Annotated in this window: 27 protein-coding genes; 19 read left to right on the top strand and 8 right to left on the bottom strand. The window is 63.6% G+C overall.

The window, feature by feature from the left end; translation table 11 throughout:
* Window positions 1-156 precede the first annotated feature (156 nt).
* Window positions 157-357 (bottom strand): hypothetical protein, encoded by a 201-nt coding sequence (locus P7D22_RS19800; protein WP_319935984.1) that lies wholly within the window; start codon window positions 355-357, stop codon window positions 157-159.
* 32 nt (window positions 358-389) lie between these two features.
* Window positions 390-797 (bottom strand): helix-turn-helix transcriptional regulator, encoded by a 408-nt coding sequence (locus P7D22_RS19795; protein WP_319935983.1) that lies wholly within the window; start codon window positions 795-797, stop codon window positions 390-392.
* 115 nt (window positions 798-912) lie between these two features.
* Between P7D22_RS19795 and P7D22_RS19790 the strand changes: the two genes are divergently transcribed.
* The 8 genes from P7D22_RS19790 to P7D22_RS19755 all read left to right on the top strand — a co-directional run bounded on the left by P7D22_RS19790 (window position 913) and on the right by P7D22_RS19755 (window position 3,336).
* Entirely contained in the window at window positions 913-1,281 is a 369-nt protein-coding gene (locus P7D22_RS19790; protein ID WP_319935982.1) for a hypothetical protein, read from the top strand.
* Window positions 1,282-1,409: 128 nt separating this feature from the next.
* Complete coding sequence (locus tag P7D22_RS19785; protein ID WP_319935981.1) at window positions 1,410-1,793, top strand: hypothetical protein; 384 nt, start codon at window positions 1,410-1,412, stop codon at window positions 1,791-1,793.
* 67 nt (window positions 1,794-1,860) lie between these two features.
* On the top strand, window positions 1,861-2,103 hold the full coding sequence (locus P7D22_RS19780; protein ID WP_319935980.1) for a hypothetical protein: 243 nt from the start codon (window positions 1,861-1,863) through the stop codon (window positions 2,101-2,103).
* Window positions 2,093-2,299, top strand: coding sequence for a hypothetical protein (locus P7D22_RS19775; RefSeq protein ID WP_319935979.1), 207 nt, complete (start codon window positions 2,093-2,095; stop codon window positions 2,297-2,299). Before P7D22_RS19780 ends, P7D22_RS19775 begins: the two co-directional genes overlap by 11 nt.
* Entirely contained in the window at window positions 2,292-2,741 is a 450-nt protein-coding gene (locus tag P7D22_RS19770) for a hypothetical protein (RefSeq protein ID WP_319935978.1), read from the top strand. Before P7D22_RS19775 ends, P7D22_RS19770 begins: the two co-directional genes overlap by 8 nt.
* Window positions 2,734-2,982, top strand: coding sequence for a hypothetical protein (locus P7D22_RS19765; protein WP_319935977.1), 249 nt, complete (start codon window positions 2,734-2,736; stop codon window positions 2,980-2,982). Before P7D22_RS19770 ends, P7D22_RS19765 begins: the two co-directional genes overlap by 8 nt.
* Window positions 2,979-3,191, top strand: a complete 213-nt coding sequence (locus P7D22_RS19760) for a hypothetical protein (RefSeq protein ID WP_319935976.1) — start codon at window positions 2,979-2,981, stop codon at window positions 3,189-3,191. Before P7D22_RS19765 ends, P7D22_RS19760 begins: the two co-directional genes overlap by 4 nt.
* A complete protein-coding gene (locus P7D22_RS19755; protein ID WP_319935975.1) occupies window positions 3,184-3,336 on the top strand; it encodes a hypothetical protein in 153 nt (50 codons plus the stop codon). Before P7D22_RS19760 ends, P7D22_RS19755 begins: the two co-directional genes overlap by 8 nt.
* A 17-nt stretch (window positions 3,337-3,353) precedes the next feature.
* On the opposite strand, the gene P7D22_RS19750 is transcribed toward P7D22_RS19755, so the two are convergent.
* Window positions 3,354-4,346 carry a hypothetical protein gene (locus tag P7D22_RS19750; protein WP_319935974.1) on the bottom strand — a complete coding sequence of 331 codons (993 nt, stop codon included), beginning with the start codon at window positions 4,344-4,346 and terminating at the stop codon, window positions 3,354-3,356.
* A 111-nt stretch (window positions 4,347-4,457) separates the two neighbouring features.
* Between P7D22_RS19750 and P7D22_RS19745 the strand changes: the two genes are divergently transcribed.
* From P7D22_RS19745 to P7D22_RS19710, 8 genes are all read left to right on the top strand, one after another.
* On the top strand, window positions 4,458-4,667 hold the full coding sequence (locus tag P7D22_RS19745) for a hypothetical protein (protein WP_319935973.1): 210 nt from the start codon (window positions 4,458-4,460) through the stop codon (window positions 4,665-4,667).
* Window positions 4,667-4,864, top strand: coding sequence for a DNA-binding protein (locus P7D22_RS19740; protein WP_319935972.1), 198 nt, complete (start codon window positions 4,667-4,669; stop codon window positions 4,862-4,864). Before P7D22_RS19745 ends, P7D22_RS19740 begins: the two co-directional genes overlap by 1 nt.
* Before the next feature lie 182 nt (window positions 4,865-5,046).
* A complete protein-coding gene (locus P7D22_RS19735) occupies window positions 5,047-5,232 on the top strand; it encodes a hypothetical protein (RefSeq protein ID WP_319935971.1) in 186 nt (61 codons plus the stop codon).
* Window positions 5,232-5,633, top strand: a complete 402-nt coding sequence (locus P7D22_RS19730; protein WP_319935970.1) for a hypothetical protein — start codon at window positions 5,232-5,234, stop codon at window positions 5,631-5,633. The genes P7D22_RS19735 and P7D22_RS19730 overlap by 1 nt, the downstream gene beginning before the upstream one ends.
* Window positions 5,634-5,704: 71 nt before the next feature.
* On the top strand, window positions 5,705-6,040 hold the full coding sequence (locus P7D22_RS19725; protein ID WP_319935969.1) for a hypothetical protein: 336 nt from the start codon (window positions 5,705-5,707) through the stop codon (window positions 6,038-6,040).
* Complete coding sequence (locus P7D22_RS19720; RefSeq protein WP_319935968.1) at window positions 6,037-6,390, top strand: hypothetical protein; 354 nt, start codon at window positions 6,037-6,039, stop codon at window positions 6,388-6,390. Before P7D22_RS19725 ends, P7D22_RS19720 begins: the two co-directional genes overlap by 4 nt.
* Window positions 6,390-8,459, top strand: a complete 2,070-nt coding sequence (locus tag P7D22_RS19715) for an AAA family ATPase (RefSeq protein WP_319935967.1) — start codon at window positions 6,390-6,392, stop codon at window positions 8,457-8,459. Before P7D22_RS19720 ends, P7D22_RS19715 begins: the two co-directional genes overlap by 1 nt.
* Before the next feature lie 226 nt (window positions 8,460-8,685).
* Entirely contained in the window at window positions 8,686-9,423 is a 738-nt protein-coding gene (locus P7D22_RS19710; RefSeq protein WP_319935966.1) for a hypothetical protein, read from the top strand.
* Between the two features lie 2 nt (window positions 9,424-9,425).
* Here the strand turns inward: P7D22_RS19710 and P7D22_RS19705 are convergent, their stop codons facing one another.
* On the bottom strand, window positions 9,426-9,665 hold the full coding sequence (locus P7D22_RS19705; RefSeq protein WP_319935965.1) for a hypothetical protein: 240 nt from the start codon (window positions 9,663-9,665) through the stop codon (window positions 9,426-9,428).
* A 116-nt stretch (window positions 9,666-9,781) separates the two neighbouring features.
* On the opposite strand from P7D22_RS19705, the gene P7D22_RS19700 reads away from it, so the two are divergent.
* Entirely contained in the window at window positions 9,782-10,102 is a 321-nt protein-coding gene (locus P7D22_RS19700) for a helix-turn-helix domain-containing protein (protein ID WP_319935964.1), read from the top strand.
* Between the two features lie 120 nt (window positions 10,103-10,222).
* On the opposite strand, the gene P7D22_RS19695 is transcribed toward P7D22_RS19700, so the two are convergent.
* The 3 genes from P7D22_RS19695 to P7D22_RS19685 all read right to left on the bottom strand — a co-directional run bounded on the left by P7D22_RS19695 (window position 10,223) and on the right by P7D22_RS19685 (window position 11,767).
* Window positions 10,223-10,708, bottom strand: a complete 486-nt coding sequence (locus P7D22_RS19695; protein ID WP_319935963.1) for an HGGxSTG domain-containing protein — start codon at window positions 10,706-10,708, stop codon at window positions 10,223-10,225.
* A 197-nt stretch (window positions 10,709-10,905) separates the two neighbouring features.
* Window positions 10,906-11,529 carry a hypothetical protein gene (locus tag P7D22_RS19690; RefSeq protein ID WP_319935962.1) on the bottom strand — a complete coding sequence of 208 codons (624 nt, stop codon included), beginning with the start codon at window positions 11,527-11,529 and terminating at the stop codon, window positions 10,906-10,908.
* A gap of 16 nt (window positions 11,530-11,545) precedes the next feature.
* The gene (locus tag P7D22_RS19685) at window positions 11,546-11,767 is read right to left on the bottom strand and encodes a ribbon-helix-helix protein, CopG family (protein WP_319935961.1); all 222 of its coding nucleotides are present in this window, start codon (window positions 11,765-11,767) and stop codon (window positions 11,546-11,548) included.
* 137 nt (window positions 11,768-11,904) lie between these two features.
* On the opposite strand from P7D22_RS19685, the gene P7D22_RS19680 reads away from it, so the two are divergent.
* Window positions 11,905-12,540, top strand: coding sequence for a hypothetical protein (locus P7D22_RS19680; RefSeq protein ID WP_319935960.1), 636 nt, complete (start codon window positions 11,905-11,907; stop codon window positions 12,538-12,540).
* A 12-nt stretch (window positions 12,541-12,552) separates the two neighbouring features.
* Window positions 12,553-13,149 (top strand): hypothetical protein, encoded by a 597-nt coding sequence (locus P7D22_RS19675; RefSeq protein WP_319935959.1) that lies wholly within the window; start codon window positions 12,553-12,555, stop codon window positions 13,147-13,149.
* 16 nt (window positions 13,150-13,165) lie between these two features.
* On the opposite strand, the gene P7D22_RS19670 is transcribed toward P7D22_RS19675, so the two are convergent.
* Window positions 13,166-14,125: a hypothetical protein gene (locus P7D22_RS19670; protein WP_319935958.1), complete on the bottom strand. Its 960-nt coding sequence runs from the start codon at window positions 14,123-14,125 to the stop codon at window positions 13,166-13,168.
* Between the last annotated feature and the right edge of the window lie 83 nt (window positions 14,126-14,208).

Below are 14,208 nucleotides of genomic sequence, written 5' to 3'. Positions count from 1 at the left end.
CGCCTCGATACGCCGCCTTCAAACCACCGTCGTCACCCAGTTTCCCACATAGCTCTGGGTTGCACAACATCGTCCAGAAATGCGCGAATGATGTTCATAGCTTCAACAACCGCACCCCAGCCCCACCGCCATTCTCAGGGATGAACTCGACGCCAATCATGCTTCCTCGTCCCTGGCAGGCCCGAGAACACCGCTGCCACGACCGAACCTGAGACCAGCGCGCTCGAACGCCTGCTGAATGAGGCCGGCCTGAAACAGCATGATGCTGGGCGTGCCGTCCACATTCTCGGCTCGACGAATGACACCCTCGTCGACGCTCGATCGCTTGTGTAGGGTCGCAACGTCCCATTTCAGCATGGCGCGCGCCTCACGGATCTGCCGGCCTGAGATCATTTATGCTCGGACTTTCGGCGCCGGACTTTCAGATGGGCCAGATCGTTCTCTGCGACAGCCTTCCTCATTGTGTTCATGCCGCCTTCAGGGCTCGGCTCACCTCCGGCAGGCATATCGGCGATCTCCGCCTCCAACGTCTCGATCTGCTCGGAAATGGCGTGCCTCTCACCTCCTGAGACCTTCCGCAACCGTACGCCTGGCCCTTCGCCGTTCTCGGCGATGAAGATGCAGCCAGCGGCCTCGAGAGCGCGGACCACCGCAGCCAGGTTGTTCACGGACGGCGCCGCACGACCCTTCTCGAAATTGCGAATGGTGCTTTCGCTCAGGTTCGATTGGTCGGCCAACTGCGCCTGAGACCAGTCCAATAATGCTCGAGCTGCCCTCGATTGTCCTGCCGTGATCACTGCCCCTGCCCTCTGAAATGACGGAAAGCGTGAAATAATCACGCAAAACAATTGACGCGAGGCAATCTCACGCTTATCGTTAATTTATACCGGAATTCAGCAGTGAGCAAGTCACATGCAGATCCCCTTCCTTCACACCGCCTCCGGCCGCTACGACCTCCCAGCCATCATGCGCCGCGCCTGGGTTCGCGCCCGCAACACCATCACCCGGTCAGCCAAGGCCGGTCACGCCACCGGCATCCGCACCGCTTTCGCCGACGCCCTTCGCGCCACCTGGGACGAAGCCCGCAGCGCCCGCAGCCTCGCCGCATGGCGGGCCGAGCAGGACCGGCAGGCCGAAGCCCTGGCGCAGCTCGACGCCCGCACCCGCGAGATCGCCGCCTTGCAGTTCGCCCGCATCGCCGCGGACGGCATCGACAACGGCCCCGCCCACCGCGCCGAGGTCCGCGCGATCGACACGCGTCTTGCCGCCCTGAACGCCTGACACCCTCGGCCAGACCAAGCCCCAGCGCCACCCATTCCGATCATCACCAGGAGCCTTGCACCATGCTTTCGCGTGAACGTCCCACCCTTGCCCGCCGTAGCTTGCTGTCCGGCATCGCTACAATGCCCGTGGCCGCAGCCGCCCTCACGGTTCCTGCCACGATCTTGGCTGCCGCCCCGGCCGGGTCCGATGCCGATTTGATTGCCCTTGGCGCTGAAATGGATGCCGCGTGGGCCTTCCAGCGCGATGTCCAGGCCGCCACCGCTGGGGGCGTGAGCCAAATGGCCGAGAGCAAATTCGAGGCTGCCTTCGAGCGAACAGCCGAAATCGTCGATCGCATCGAGGCCCTGACCGCAACCACGCTGGCGGGCCTGCGTGTCAAGCTGCGCGGCATCGACTGGTGTCGCGACGGCGACACGCTCGACGAGAGGGAGCTGTTCAACTCCGACAAACCCACCACCGACCTTCGCCTGATCGTCGCCATCCTGGCCGACCTTCGCGCCACGGACTGATCCGATCCGGTCGGCACCTCTACCGACCACACCCTCGACACCCCTTCCACAACCCGGAGCTTTCAACGTGCATCAGCGCGAACAGGAGAAGTGCGCCCGCGATCAGCGCACCCGCAAGTGCCTCGGCGACATCGCGGACGAGATCAACGCGGCGCGGCGCCTCGCCGACGCGGGATGGCTGGCCGCTCAAGGCCTGGGCGCAGAACATGCCGCTCCGATGGCCGAACTCATGGAGACCATCAGCAAGCGCCTGACGGCCATCGTCGACGGCATGGAAGCCGGACAGGAGGGCACTACCGATGCCGCCTGACCGCCCCATCCGTCCCGCCATCGTCCTCGACACCCTCGCATGCGTGGTCGAGCCCGAGGCCGAGTTTCTGATGCTGCTCGACCTCCGCGAGCGCACCACCCGCCGCCTTGCCGAGCTTGCCGCCTTCCTCGCCCCCGACCCCGCCGCGCCCGTCGTGCCGGCCACCCTCTCATCCCGTGGAGACACCCATGCGTGACATCGCCCGCCGTTCGCTCCTGGCCAGCATTTCGGCCATTCCTGCCGCTACTATGGCCGTCGTCCTGCCTTCGGCCGTTCTGGCGCATCCTGCGGCCGATCAGGACACCATCGCCAAGGCTCGGAGGGTGTTGAAGCTGGCGGCGATCGACCTCGAAGCCACCAACTGTTTCGGCGATGCGTACGACGCGCGAGACGCCGATCCTGAAGGGCTCGCTCGCGCCGAGCGTCTGGCCACTCGGACATCCGAGAACGTCGAGCGCGCCGCGACCGCCCTGGCCCTCACGTGCCCGCTCTCGCTGCCCGGGATCGTGGCGAAGGCCGAAGCCTTTCAAGCCATCCAGGCGAGCGGATGGAAGGGATGCGCCGTGTCTTGGCGCGACGACCTCGCCGCCAGCATCGTGGCTGACGTGCTTCGGATCGGAGGCCAGGCCAATGTCTGACGCTCCGAAGAAGGCCGATCGCGGCGACGTAGAGAGCGCCATCATGGACGCCATGGGCGACGTGCGGGTGCTCAACATCGTGGCCGAGCACGCCAACGACAGCCCGCGCAACGACGACTGCCCCATGGGACCGGCCATCATGGTCCCCGAGGATACCTTCGTGGCGCTCGTCCGCATGTGCAACACCATCGCCGACAGCGTGCGGAAAGTGGAGCGCCTGTTCTACGAGGCCGGGCGTTGAGCGCGCTCGCCCACATCCCACGGCGGCGGCCCGTCCCGGCGCCTCTCCCGGGCCGTCTCTCGCCCGCCCTGCGCCGGCGCATCGCCGACGCAATCGACGCCTTGCTCCTGCTGCTGGATGTGGCGGATGGCGACGCGGACATTGAGCCTGACGACGACCTTGAGGACGATCAGGACCGGGACGTGAGCGAGGAGCGCCACCATGCGTGACGCCCTCGCTTTCATGGCCCTCCTGCCGGTCCTGGCCTTGATGGATCTGGCCTTCTGGTTCTGCGACCCGGAACGGCGGCTTGCGCGCTCTGCCGTGGTGGCGGGGATCGTGGTTGGCTGGGTGGCGGCCGGGGCGGCGTGGTGATGAATACGGAGAACCTTTCAGGCCTTCACTTTCCGCCGCGATCGAGCTGGTGTGATGCGCTTGATAGGAGAACCGGCTCCGCTGTCATCGTCCCGATCGCGGGGCGAAGGCCCATCATGTCCAGGATGGCCGGCCATCGCCTTGTAAAGGTCGGACTTATCAAACAATTCCGCCGGATGCTCTGGGATTGCGGAAACCTCTCGCAGGTTCTCGGCCGGCTTGCTGTCCCAAACCGATTGTTCGGTTTTCAACAAATGCACGAAGCTGTTCTCGACCTCGATTTCGTCCCGACGCGGACGCCATTGCTCGACGGCCGCAAGGAAAGCGGCGGTTGGAGGCATGGTTGCGAGCTTGTCCCATGCGCCTTCTTGTACGGTCACGACCTCAAGGACCTCGCCCGATACCTTGTCCCTGAACGTCACCACATGGCGGCCGAGACCCGTCCAGTTCTGCGGATCATCCTGCGGCGCGATCTCGGGCAGCGGCGGGAACGTAAACACGTTTTGCGCGACCTCGCCCATTGCCGAAGCTTCGACCTCGGTTTCATTAGGAAGGCGGAAAGGCGCCAAGGCCTCAAACAAAGGCGATCGAACCTGGCTCACCATCAGGCGGCGCGTCGCCTCAGTCACAACCCACGGGATGTAGTCGCCCTCACGCCAGCTCTTTCCGTGACGCTTCTGGGTGGCTCGCAGGATGGCTGCGAAAGCTTTGACGGCAGCAAGGTCGTTGGCGTCGGTGCCAAAAGCGGAAAGCTGCTCACGTAGGGACAGAGCAATGCCCTCGACAGAAGCCATCGCGCTCCGCTGATCGGCAATAGTCTGCATGTCATTGAAAGACTGCATCAGACGACGCTCAATGATTTCGCTGACTGGCCTGCCAACGAAATTCGCATCGGCTTCCAACATCTCACGAAGCGCAGCCGTAACACGAAACGTGAACGTGCCACTCTTGCCCTTTGGAGGGCGACCGCCGCGGCTTTGTTTCGGTCGGCTTTCGCCATTTTCAGACATTTTCGACGCCTTTTCTCGGGTTTTGCAGTCCATATCAGATACAGAGTACTTGTCGAGCAGGAAACGGCACGCTATCAGTATCGTAGTTGAAATGAACTACGGAACCCCGTCATGTCAGAGGATTTCAGGGTAAGGCTGCTGCGGGACGGCACGGTTCCGCTCGTTGAATTCGGCAAAGAGGCTTTCGGGTTGAGCGCGGATGCGTCGCGGCGCGCGGGCAAAACAGGCGACATCCCGACCGTTAAAATCGGTGGCCAGTATTTCGTGCCGTGCATCAAGGCTCGCCGCTTGCTCGGCCTCGACACGCTTCAGGCCGCCTGATGTCCGCCGCTACGGCGCGCAGCGCCTTCACGATCGCAGAGTTCGGAGACCGATACAGGCTCGGCCGAACTGCGATTTACGAGCAGATCAAGACCGGCAACCTGGTCGCCCGGAAGATCGGCGTGAAAACGCTGATCCTGGCGGAAGACGCAGAGCGGTGGGCGTCGTCCTTGCCGCGCTTAGGCGGCAGCGCCTGAGAACCAGCCTCGACCGAGAGGCCGGGGCTTCCTGAAACCAGGGTTCCAGAAAAGGAAAACCCGCCACATGCGCGGGGCACGAGGCGGGCCACAATCCTATTCGTCCGACAACGAAGGATTTAGGCCACCCAGCGGGAAAACACAACTCCCGAAGTGCCGCGCGCTCTCAATCGGAGAGCATCATGGCCAAACGTTCCCTTCCTTCCCGCATCGTTATGCCGATCGCGGAGCCCATCGCCCCCAAGGACCTGCAGCTTGCTGCGCTTCGCACTCGCATCAGGTGCTCTGACGCCCTTCTGAGCGTTGTCGCCGACCTCGCCTTCGGCTCCGGCTGGGCCGACCGGTCGAGCATGATGGAGGCCCGCTGATGGCCGCCCCTATCGATCTCCTTGCCGAGAGGTCACGTCGCCTTGCCGCCGCTGCGCAGCTCGCAGCCTGTGGCGACGACATCCGCGCCACGTTGGAAACCGAGGCCCGAAATAGCGCGGATCTCGCCTGGGCTTTGGCCTTGGCCATCAGGTCGACCGACGCGGACCTCGCACAGGACATCGACCGCATGATGCTGAACCGGAGCCGGCGCGCCATGCGCCGTTCCATCAACAAGTCGCACCTGAACGGCGGGCAGAAAACCAACCTCATTCAGCAAGCACGCTGGGTGATCGGCGTGGCCTTCGTGGCTCGCCTTGAAGACCTAAAAGCCGGCCGAGCCCTCGTCAGTGACGACGGATACTTCGCCGCCCGAAACCCTGGTGAAAGCCTCGATGCGTGATCTCGCCCGCTCTCACACCCAAGCTTGCTCGCCTTCTTCCCCGGCTTGCTTCTGACCACGACGGCGAAGTCGTGGCCACCGCCCGAGCAATCGGGCGCACCCTCAAGTCGGCCGGTAGCGATTGGCACGACCTCGCTCGGCAGATCGAGCATTACCACGAGAACGCCTTTCCGCCCCCACGGCGAGAAAGGCGGGAGCGCGAACCTCGATCATCGGCAATCTCCGCGGAGAGCCTGCGCCTGCTGCGCGAGGGCCGGCGCCTTGATGTCTACACGACCTGGGAACTCGGCTTCGTCGACACGATCCTGACCGCCGCCGATCGGCCGCGCTGGCACCCCTCGCGTAAGCAGATCGACATCGTGGCTCGACTTATCGGAAAGGCGCAAGACGCTGAGGTGCACCGATGAGCGTTGTGGCCATCCTCCACTCCGACAAGCCGAACAAGCTCACAGCCGCCGCGAACCGGGCCGACACCCCATGGTTCGCCGCCAACCCTGACCGCCTGCACTACGTGCGCCGTACGCTCCCGATCGAGCGCCAACAGGCCGGGTGCATCCATGGCCGGCCCGGCCTGCTTCAGGAATGGTTTATCGCCGCTCGCCGTGCTGGCTGCTGCGTGATCGAGCGCCGGTTCTTGCCGATGGCAGTCGATGCGTCCCTCAACCTCGACGAGCGCACGGCCGAGTGGCTGTTCGACGGCGCGCTGATCGCAGGCGCGGCGCCGCAGCGCGCCGTTGAGACGGAAGGGGCCGCCTGATGGGCCTCGGCATCCGCGGCAACGAAGTTTCAGACCCCGACGCCTACGCCCGCAGAGCCTACGAGGCGGAATGCGCCTTGGCGGCTTCCACAAGCCACGGCAGGAACGACCAGCTCAATCGATCGTCCTATGCCGTAGGCCAGCTTGTCGGCGCAGGCGTCATCGATCGCGGCGAGGCCGAGAGCGGGCTGTTCACGGCCGCCCAGGCATCCGGCTATGTCGCTAAGGACGGCGCCCCTGCCGCGCGTTCCACGATCAAATCCGGCCTCGACCAAGGCATTCACAACCCGCGCGAGGGTCTGAACGGCCCTCGCCGGGAGCCGCAGCGCCACGAAAACTCTGCAGCAGGCCCGAAACCGAGGCAGGACAACGCGCCCTTGCCGGCCTGGACTGAGCCTGGCGCCGATGAACGCCCCAAGCTCTATGCGATCGGCGCCCCCGAGCCGACCATCTTCTCGGACGAGGCACGCCGGCACCTATACTGGCGCGGCGGCCAGTGCGTGCGAGCGAAGATCAAGAAGCAGGCCGGGGTTTCGCTCTGGTCAGACGTGTACCGCGTGCGCCGGCCCGCTGATGGCGCAATCGGATGGCAGGCGAAAAAGCCCGCCGGGTTCGAGCCTGTGGCCTATGTCGGCCCGCAGGGCACCCCTGACCCTTTCGGCCCCGACCGCGCCGGGCAGGACATCGTATGGGCCGAGGGCGAAAAGGACGTTGACGCCCTGCAGACCCGCGGCGTTCTGGCCTTCACCTTCGGGTCCGCTTCCGATGTGCCGGACTGCGGCGACCTCCTGGCCGGGCGCCGCGTCATCCTCTGCGCCGATCGCGACCCGGCTGGCGAGAAGTGCATCACCCGCCGCGTAGCGGTGCTGACGGGCAAGGCCGCCAGCCTTCACACCGTCATGTTCCCCGAGTTCGACAAGGAAGGGTTCGACGCCTCGGACTTCTTCGAGGCTGGCCATACCGCAGCGGATTTCGTCGCTCGAGCGAAGGTGGTGTCGGCGCAGGAGCAGGCCTCGGCGACCCAGGCCGCGCCGCAGGACGGCAAGAAGGCCGACGACCTGGTGCGGGTGCCGTTCAAAACGGTTGCGAAGTTTGTCGGCGAGTATGAGCCGCTGTCCTACGTGATCGAACCCACCGTCCGCACCGGTTCGCTGTACAGTCTTACGGCCAAGACGGGCGCCGGAAAGACAGCCTGGATGATCGCCGCGGCCCTCGCCGTCGCGACCGGCCGCAAGGACATCCTCAACCTTGAGGTGGAGCGCGGGCGCGTCGCCTATTGCTGCTTCGAGAACCCCGACGACATCCGCATGCGCCTCGCCATCTCGGCGTTCCTGCTGAACGTCGACCTGCGCGAGATTGGCGACAGCATCATGGTCCTCGACATGCGCGTGAAGCCCGAGGCCGTGCTTGCCGAGCTGCGGGACATGACCTCGGCCTATCCCTTCTCGCTCGTGTTCGTGGACACGCTCGCGGCCTTCTTCGACGGCGACGACATCAACAATGCAGTGCAGGGCGGCGAGTTCATCCGGCGCATGCGCCCCATGACGCAGCTTCCCGGCAAGCCGGCCGTGGTGGTTGCCGCACACCCGGTCAAGAACGCCAGCGAAGACCAGATCGTGCCTTATGGGTCGGGCGCCATCCTGAACGAAGTCGACGGCAACCTGACCCTCTGGCGCAAGCCGGAAGGCGGCACAGTCCGGTTCCATTGGCAGGGCAAGCTTCGCGGCCTCGAGTTCGAACCGGCCGAATTCCGGTTCGAGGTTTCAGGCTGTCCTGGCATTCTCGATGCCAAGGGCCGTCAGGTGCAGATCCCGACCATGCTGCCGGCCAAGGACCTCGACGTGGAGCATCGCGCGAAGGCCGATATCGACCTGTCGATCGCGCTTCTACAGGCCATGCTCGATCAGCCCAAAGGGACCACGAGACAGTGGGCCGACACGCTGAAATCCTCGCAGAGCCTCGTAATGCGGCGCCTTCCAAAGATGAAGATCGAGAAGCTTGTCGATCAAAGCCTCGGCCATTGGACCGTCACCAAACGGGGCATGAAGGAGGTCGAAAAATGGGCCTGAAATCTTGAACCGGGCAGCGGTTCAAGATCTCTCATTTGAGTACGCCTGAACCGCGGTTCAGGGAGCGGTTCAAGACATGCAAAATATCCAACGATTTCAGTTTGATTACAGCGGTTCAAGCAGCGGTTCAAACCCTTTTCTGAACCGCTGAACCGCCCTTTCCTCTCCTTAGAGAGGAAGGGGGTGGTTCAAGGGTCGATCCGAACACAGGAATAGGACACTCACGATGGGCTCAGTTCTCGGCATCGACCCCGGCGCAACCGGCGCCGTCGCGCTACTGACCTCGGCCGGCGACCTCATCGACGTGCGCGACATGCCGGTTCTGCCGTCCGGCCCTGGCCAGCGAGACGAGATCAGCGCGCATGGGCTCGCCACCATCGTTCGCGAGTGGCAGCCCAGCCGCGCCTTCGTGGAGCTGGTCGGCCCGATGCCACACGACGGCGCGAAGGCCGCCTTCGGCTTCGGTGTCAGCAAGGTTAAGATCCTGGCCACTCTGGCCGTGCTCGAGGTGCCGGTCGACCTGATCGCTCCTGCGGTGTGGGAAGCGGCATGCGAAGATCCCGCCCGGGAAAGACGCCGACCCGAAGGGTGCGGCCCGCGTCGAGGCAACCCGCCGCTGGCCTGGGCGCGCCGATCTGTTCCGCCGGGTAAAGGATCACGGTCGAGCGGAAGCCTGCCTCATCGGCGCGTGCGGCCTGGCTCGAGGTGCCGCCCGATGATCGCCGCCAGCACTTTCGCTCCCGACCAGATCGTCCGGCTTCTGGCGCGCCTGAACCGCGGCGAGGCTGCCGCCTTCTCGCACGAGCCCGATGGCCCGCTCGCCTTCACGATCAGCAAGGGCCGCGGCGCCTTTGTGTTGCGCACCCCGGCCGGCATCGCGCTCGCCTCGGGCTCGACCTTCGCTGAGGTCTGGCGCAAGCGCCCGCAGAGCGACGCCGCCCATCTCGCCGAGGCTGCCCGATGAGATCAGAAGCCCGCGAAGTACCGGTCGTGATGATCGCCCCGCAGTGGCCGCCGATCGCTATTGGTCTGCTGACCCACGGGGCTGCCCGGGATCATGTTCTCGGGCGTGCCGCTCGACGTGACAAAGTTGCCCTGTCCGGCAGCCGAGGCCTGTCTCGCGGAGAAGGCCTGCGCCGATGCGCCTGCGATCAGCGTGGATGCAATCACGATAGCGGCCATAACGACGTGCTTCAGAGCGATCATTTCGGTTCCTTTCGCTTTGGGCTCGGCCCTCATACCAAGCCCGAACAGCGCCTTTCGCACCCGGCCGTGGCAGCGAGAAGGCAATCGACCGATGTCCTAATGAGGCAAGCGATCGGATGAAGCACCCCGGACACCTCGACCAGCCCAGCCAGCACATCCTGCGTCCCTGGAACCCACGCGAGGCCATGACGATCGCCGCCGCTGCTAAATTCCTCACTCTTAGCGAGCCGACCGTGCGCCGCCTCTGCGGCCGTCACGATCTTGGCCGGCGGATCGGTGGGGAATGGCGTGTCAGCCGCGTGGCGGCCCGCATGTACGTCGAGGGCGACGACAAGGGCCTGGCGGCTTACCTCAGCGGAGATCGGACCTCGACCCTGGTTTCGAGCTATTTCGTTCGAGAGGGCCTGTCCTGCGAGGTTCTGCCCGGAGCCAAATGACGGCCGGCCTCACACCTCATCGGCGGCTCGCCCGAAATGGCCACCAAAGCGCTCAAAAGAACTCACGCCGGCCAGACCCCATTACGCGCGCGAGGGAAGCATCCAACGCCTGGTGCCCTTTTAGTCCATCCCCTTCAGGGCTTTTTTGACCACGGCATCAGGATCTCGCCGATAGGCCATCAGCCGCGACAAGCGCATCCGGCCAACCTTGCTCTTCGGACCCGTCGACAGCCCTCCATGCAGCCGGCATCGCGGCGACCCGGTTTCGACGCGCATCTCGCAAGGCGTTCCGTCTCGGGTCTTCGCTCCGCAGCTCGGCCGCTTCTTCCTCGGCAACGCGTCACCGTCTCCATCGAGCCCGATGGCCTGAAGTCGCCGGCAGGCAGCGCCGAACCGACAGGCCTCGTTCGCACACGTCACCGCGTCGGCCTTGCCCGGACAGGTGAAGAAGCCGATGCGGTGAAAGCTCTCCCACGCTTCCGCGCGGATGCCAGACCGGGCAGGAGGCCCGGCCGCAATCGCACCTTCGACCTTCTCCCGTTTTTGGCGGTCCTGCTCGGCAATACGCTGACGCACGAGGCGGGAAATGGAGGACATGCGGGCCATGATCGGATTTCCTCGCTCCGTAAAATCGCATTAGATCAAAGCCGATGATGCCCACGCCTGCCTGCGCAGATTGGTCTGACCCACGCCGGCGAGCCCTCACCGCGCACGAAGGCCCAAAATCGGCCCGCTGGCGGTAGTTCAGCGCCTGTCGGCTACCCACGTAGCTGACACTTCCAAAATCCCAGCCCACGGTAAAATTAACGGCCGTGCTGCGACAGGCTGATGTACCGGCGCAGCGACGCGCTCACGGCCGAAATCGTGCGGGCCTCGAGCCGGTTCAGCTCGGCGTAATCCCGGGTCCACGTCCGCCAATGCTGCCAGAGTGGCTTGTCGAGTGGCGCTCCCAGCGGCGCCCCTGTCTCGCCACCCATGGCAAGTCGCTTCTTCCAGGCCCGGTTATTTGCCCGCTCGGCCGCGGTCACGCGCTGCGATTGGTAATCGAGCTTGTAGGCCTGCCGCGACGCGAACCGATCGGCTCCGTTCGGTAGGTATAGCTTGCAGACCGGATCGCCGTTTCGAGGACACAAGAGCCACCACCGCAAGCCACCGAACGGCTGCACCGTGGCGCGCAGGTGAACCCGGTATGTTTGCAGTTCGCCCGCGGCGCTCGATCGTCCGGCATGGGCGAGGTCGACCCACCCGTGACGGCCTTCACGATCGACGACGGTTTGCCATCGCAAAACGTGTTGGTGGCCGCCGAAGCGCTCCGTCCACGTCAGGGTGCCGCGCCATCCTTGCCGCGGCTTGTCCGATTGCTGCCCGAGGATCTGGGCCACGGCCAGCACGCGGCTACCGGTCGCCTCGATAGTCGGGCCGCTCATTTCTGCCCACCCGAAATCATGTGCGAACCTTAGCGCAGGCCTTAGCCTTTTCACCCTTCCGTACCGGCCGAGCAAGCTTCCCAATCGCGTCCCGCACCAGCGCCGACACCGACACGCCTTCCGCCTCGGCGCGGTTCCGCAGACGCGCCTTCCACCCGCGCGGTACGCCGACCGTCAGCACGTCGGGGAACATGGGATGGAAGTCGAGTGAGGGCACGGCTGAAGTCCGGTCAGGCATGGGCAGCACTCCATCATGCCGGCCCGCGACGGGCGAGACCGCAATATCTGGATTGATCGAATTGAGCGGAAGTTGACTCGTTACCAAACGGCAACATAGCCTCGCCGCAGCGGCTCGCATCCAACGGAGCTATTTCGATGACGATGAGATTTTCGGGCGCTGCTCTGGCCACTTTGGTTATGCTGTGCGCTGCAGGGCCGTCGCGCGCAGCGCCATTCAGCATCACAGTCGGCGGCCCGACCGGAGCAGATGGCGGGGTCTCCTTCACGTTGACCGGCGATACGAGCGCCACTAAGGGCGAGTTCACCTACGACGAGCTCGAGCAAGCTCCCAATTTCCTGGATACGCTCTCGACCAGTTTCGATGACGCCAAAGCCACGTTCCACATCTCAAATCAGTCGGAGGTTCCCGACGGCTTTGGACTGCTGATACGATCGGCGGACTTCATGGTGAGCGATCCAATCCTCCGCTTCACCGTCAACGATACCAATGGTACGCAGCAGACGATCACCGGCTACAGCTTCGCATTTCATGCGGAGATCGGCGTCGACCCCACTACAGGCATCTACTACGATGGCGTTGGATCATCCCGCTCCTTGCTGATCCCACCCTCGAGCGTGCTTGAGTTCGGTCCTGTGACTGTGACCGGCAATCCTTTCGTCTCGACTGTGCCTATTCCCGCCGCGCTGCCGATGATGGCCATCGGCCTTCTTGGACTCGGTGCGTTCGGCTACGCGTCACGCCGGCGCTTGACCACTATTTCGGCAATCTGAGGAGACGAGAGCATGAGGGGGAAGTTGGCAGGCGCCGCGCTGGCGGCGGTAATGGCGTTGAGTGGGACGAGCAGGGCCGAGGCTGCACCGCTTCAGCCGAATAGCTTGCAGTTCAGTGATATTGAATTCAGTGGATCTTTAGAACTTTCACCAGGTAACATATCTGGCGGAAAAATATCGATAACGCAGGATGCCTTTACATTCTATTCTTCATATATAGGATTTGACGATACCGGAGTGGACGATAGCTTTTCTATTATAGCTATTGCTCGTCCCTCTGTTGTGGCTGAGTTTGTAGGTGACACTCTGGTTCTTACCATATCTGCTTTGGCCAAATACGGATGTAATCCATGTATCAATGACACCCTAAGAGCAACCTTGTACTTGCCATTCTTCGTGTCTGGTGAATATAACAGTTTTGGGTTTGCGGAGTTTACCGATGCGCTCGGACACGAAGACTTCTTTTTTTCAGGCTATGATGGCTCAAGCTACGCGGTCTTGAGCGCCGTTCCTCTCCCCGCATCCGCTCCGATGTTTGGCACTGCGCTGCTCGGCCTTTGCGCACTAGGCTACGGCATGAAGCGCCGCAGCCAGCCCCAGGCGGCCTAATCAGCCCTGGCCGGCCTCACAGCCCCAGGGCGGTGAGGTTAGGAGTCTGCGCTGATGGCACCGGAACAACCGCCGTTGCAGCTTCGATCATCGTCGGAGAGAAGTTGATCCCAATGCTCTGCGCGAAGAGGCTTGCGGCGGCGGTTCCATCGCTGCTCTGGACGGTGACGCGAGTGTTCGGGGCGAACACCGTGCCCGCGTATTTCGTCCCGTTGCTCAACTTGGCCGGCGGGTCGGTGAAGCTGAAAGCCGAATTGAGCGCGTTGCCGTTCGCATCGACCACAGAGACGACGTCGACATACTGAGCTATCAGCCTTCGACGGCCCAAACGGAAATTTGCAGCGCGGGCGCGCGGCGCTTGGGAGGGAATGCTCAAGGTGACGATGGCGTTGCCAGAAGCAGTGTACGATCCATCGGCCGCGATCGTGCCATAGGAAGCCGCCACGTATCCGGTGAGCGTCCCCTGAAGATCGGTGTCCAACATGGGGGTAAAGATCGTCTGAAGCAGCTTTTGCGTCTGGGCGGCGGTCGGTGGAGTGTTGCCGTTTGCCGAGAACAGGGATTGCTTCTCGAAATAAAGCGCAGTCTGCCCGACCGGGATCGTGTCACTGATGTTCCCTAGCATCATTGGCAGGCTTGTCTGCCAATTGTCGATCAGCGACGGAGTATTCATGTTGCCGACATAGGCACCCCGATTAAATTCATAATTGATGCTTCCTGCTGTCATTGAACACTCCAGCCGGTAGAGCAGTGAGGAGTCGGACAGCAGGGTCAGGCTTGTGGTCGCGCTACGTGCGGAAATTACCCTCGATCCAGCTGTGAATGGCGCAAAGGTCGAGCCGCCATCATTGGAAAACGTGACTGTCGCGGTGCCCACGGCGCTTGGGGCAAAGCGGAGAACGGTCGCGAAATATTGAAGGTTTTTCAGCTCAGCGAGCGTGACGGGTTGCTGCGGAACCGAAAAGGGCGCCGACACGCTATTGCCGCTACATGCTCCCGAGATGCCTAGTGCACCGACTCAGACAGATGATTCAGGGCGAGTTTGGTCCTGATCGCGTT

Source organism: Lichenihabitans sp. Uapishka_5, assembly GCF_033947565.1.
Lineage (GTDB): Bacteria > Pseudomonadota > Alphaproteobacteria > Rhizobiales > Beijerinckiaceae > Lichenihabitans.
This window is presented reverse-complemented; position numbering and strand designations above follow the sequence as displayed.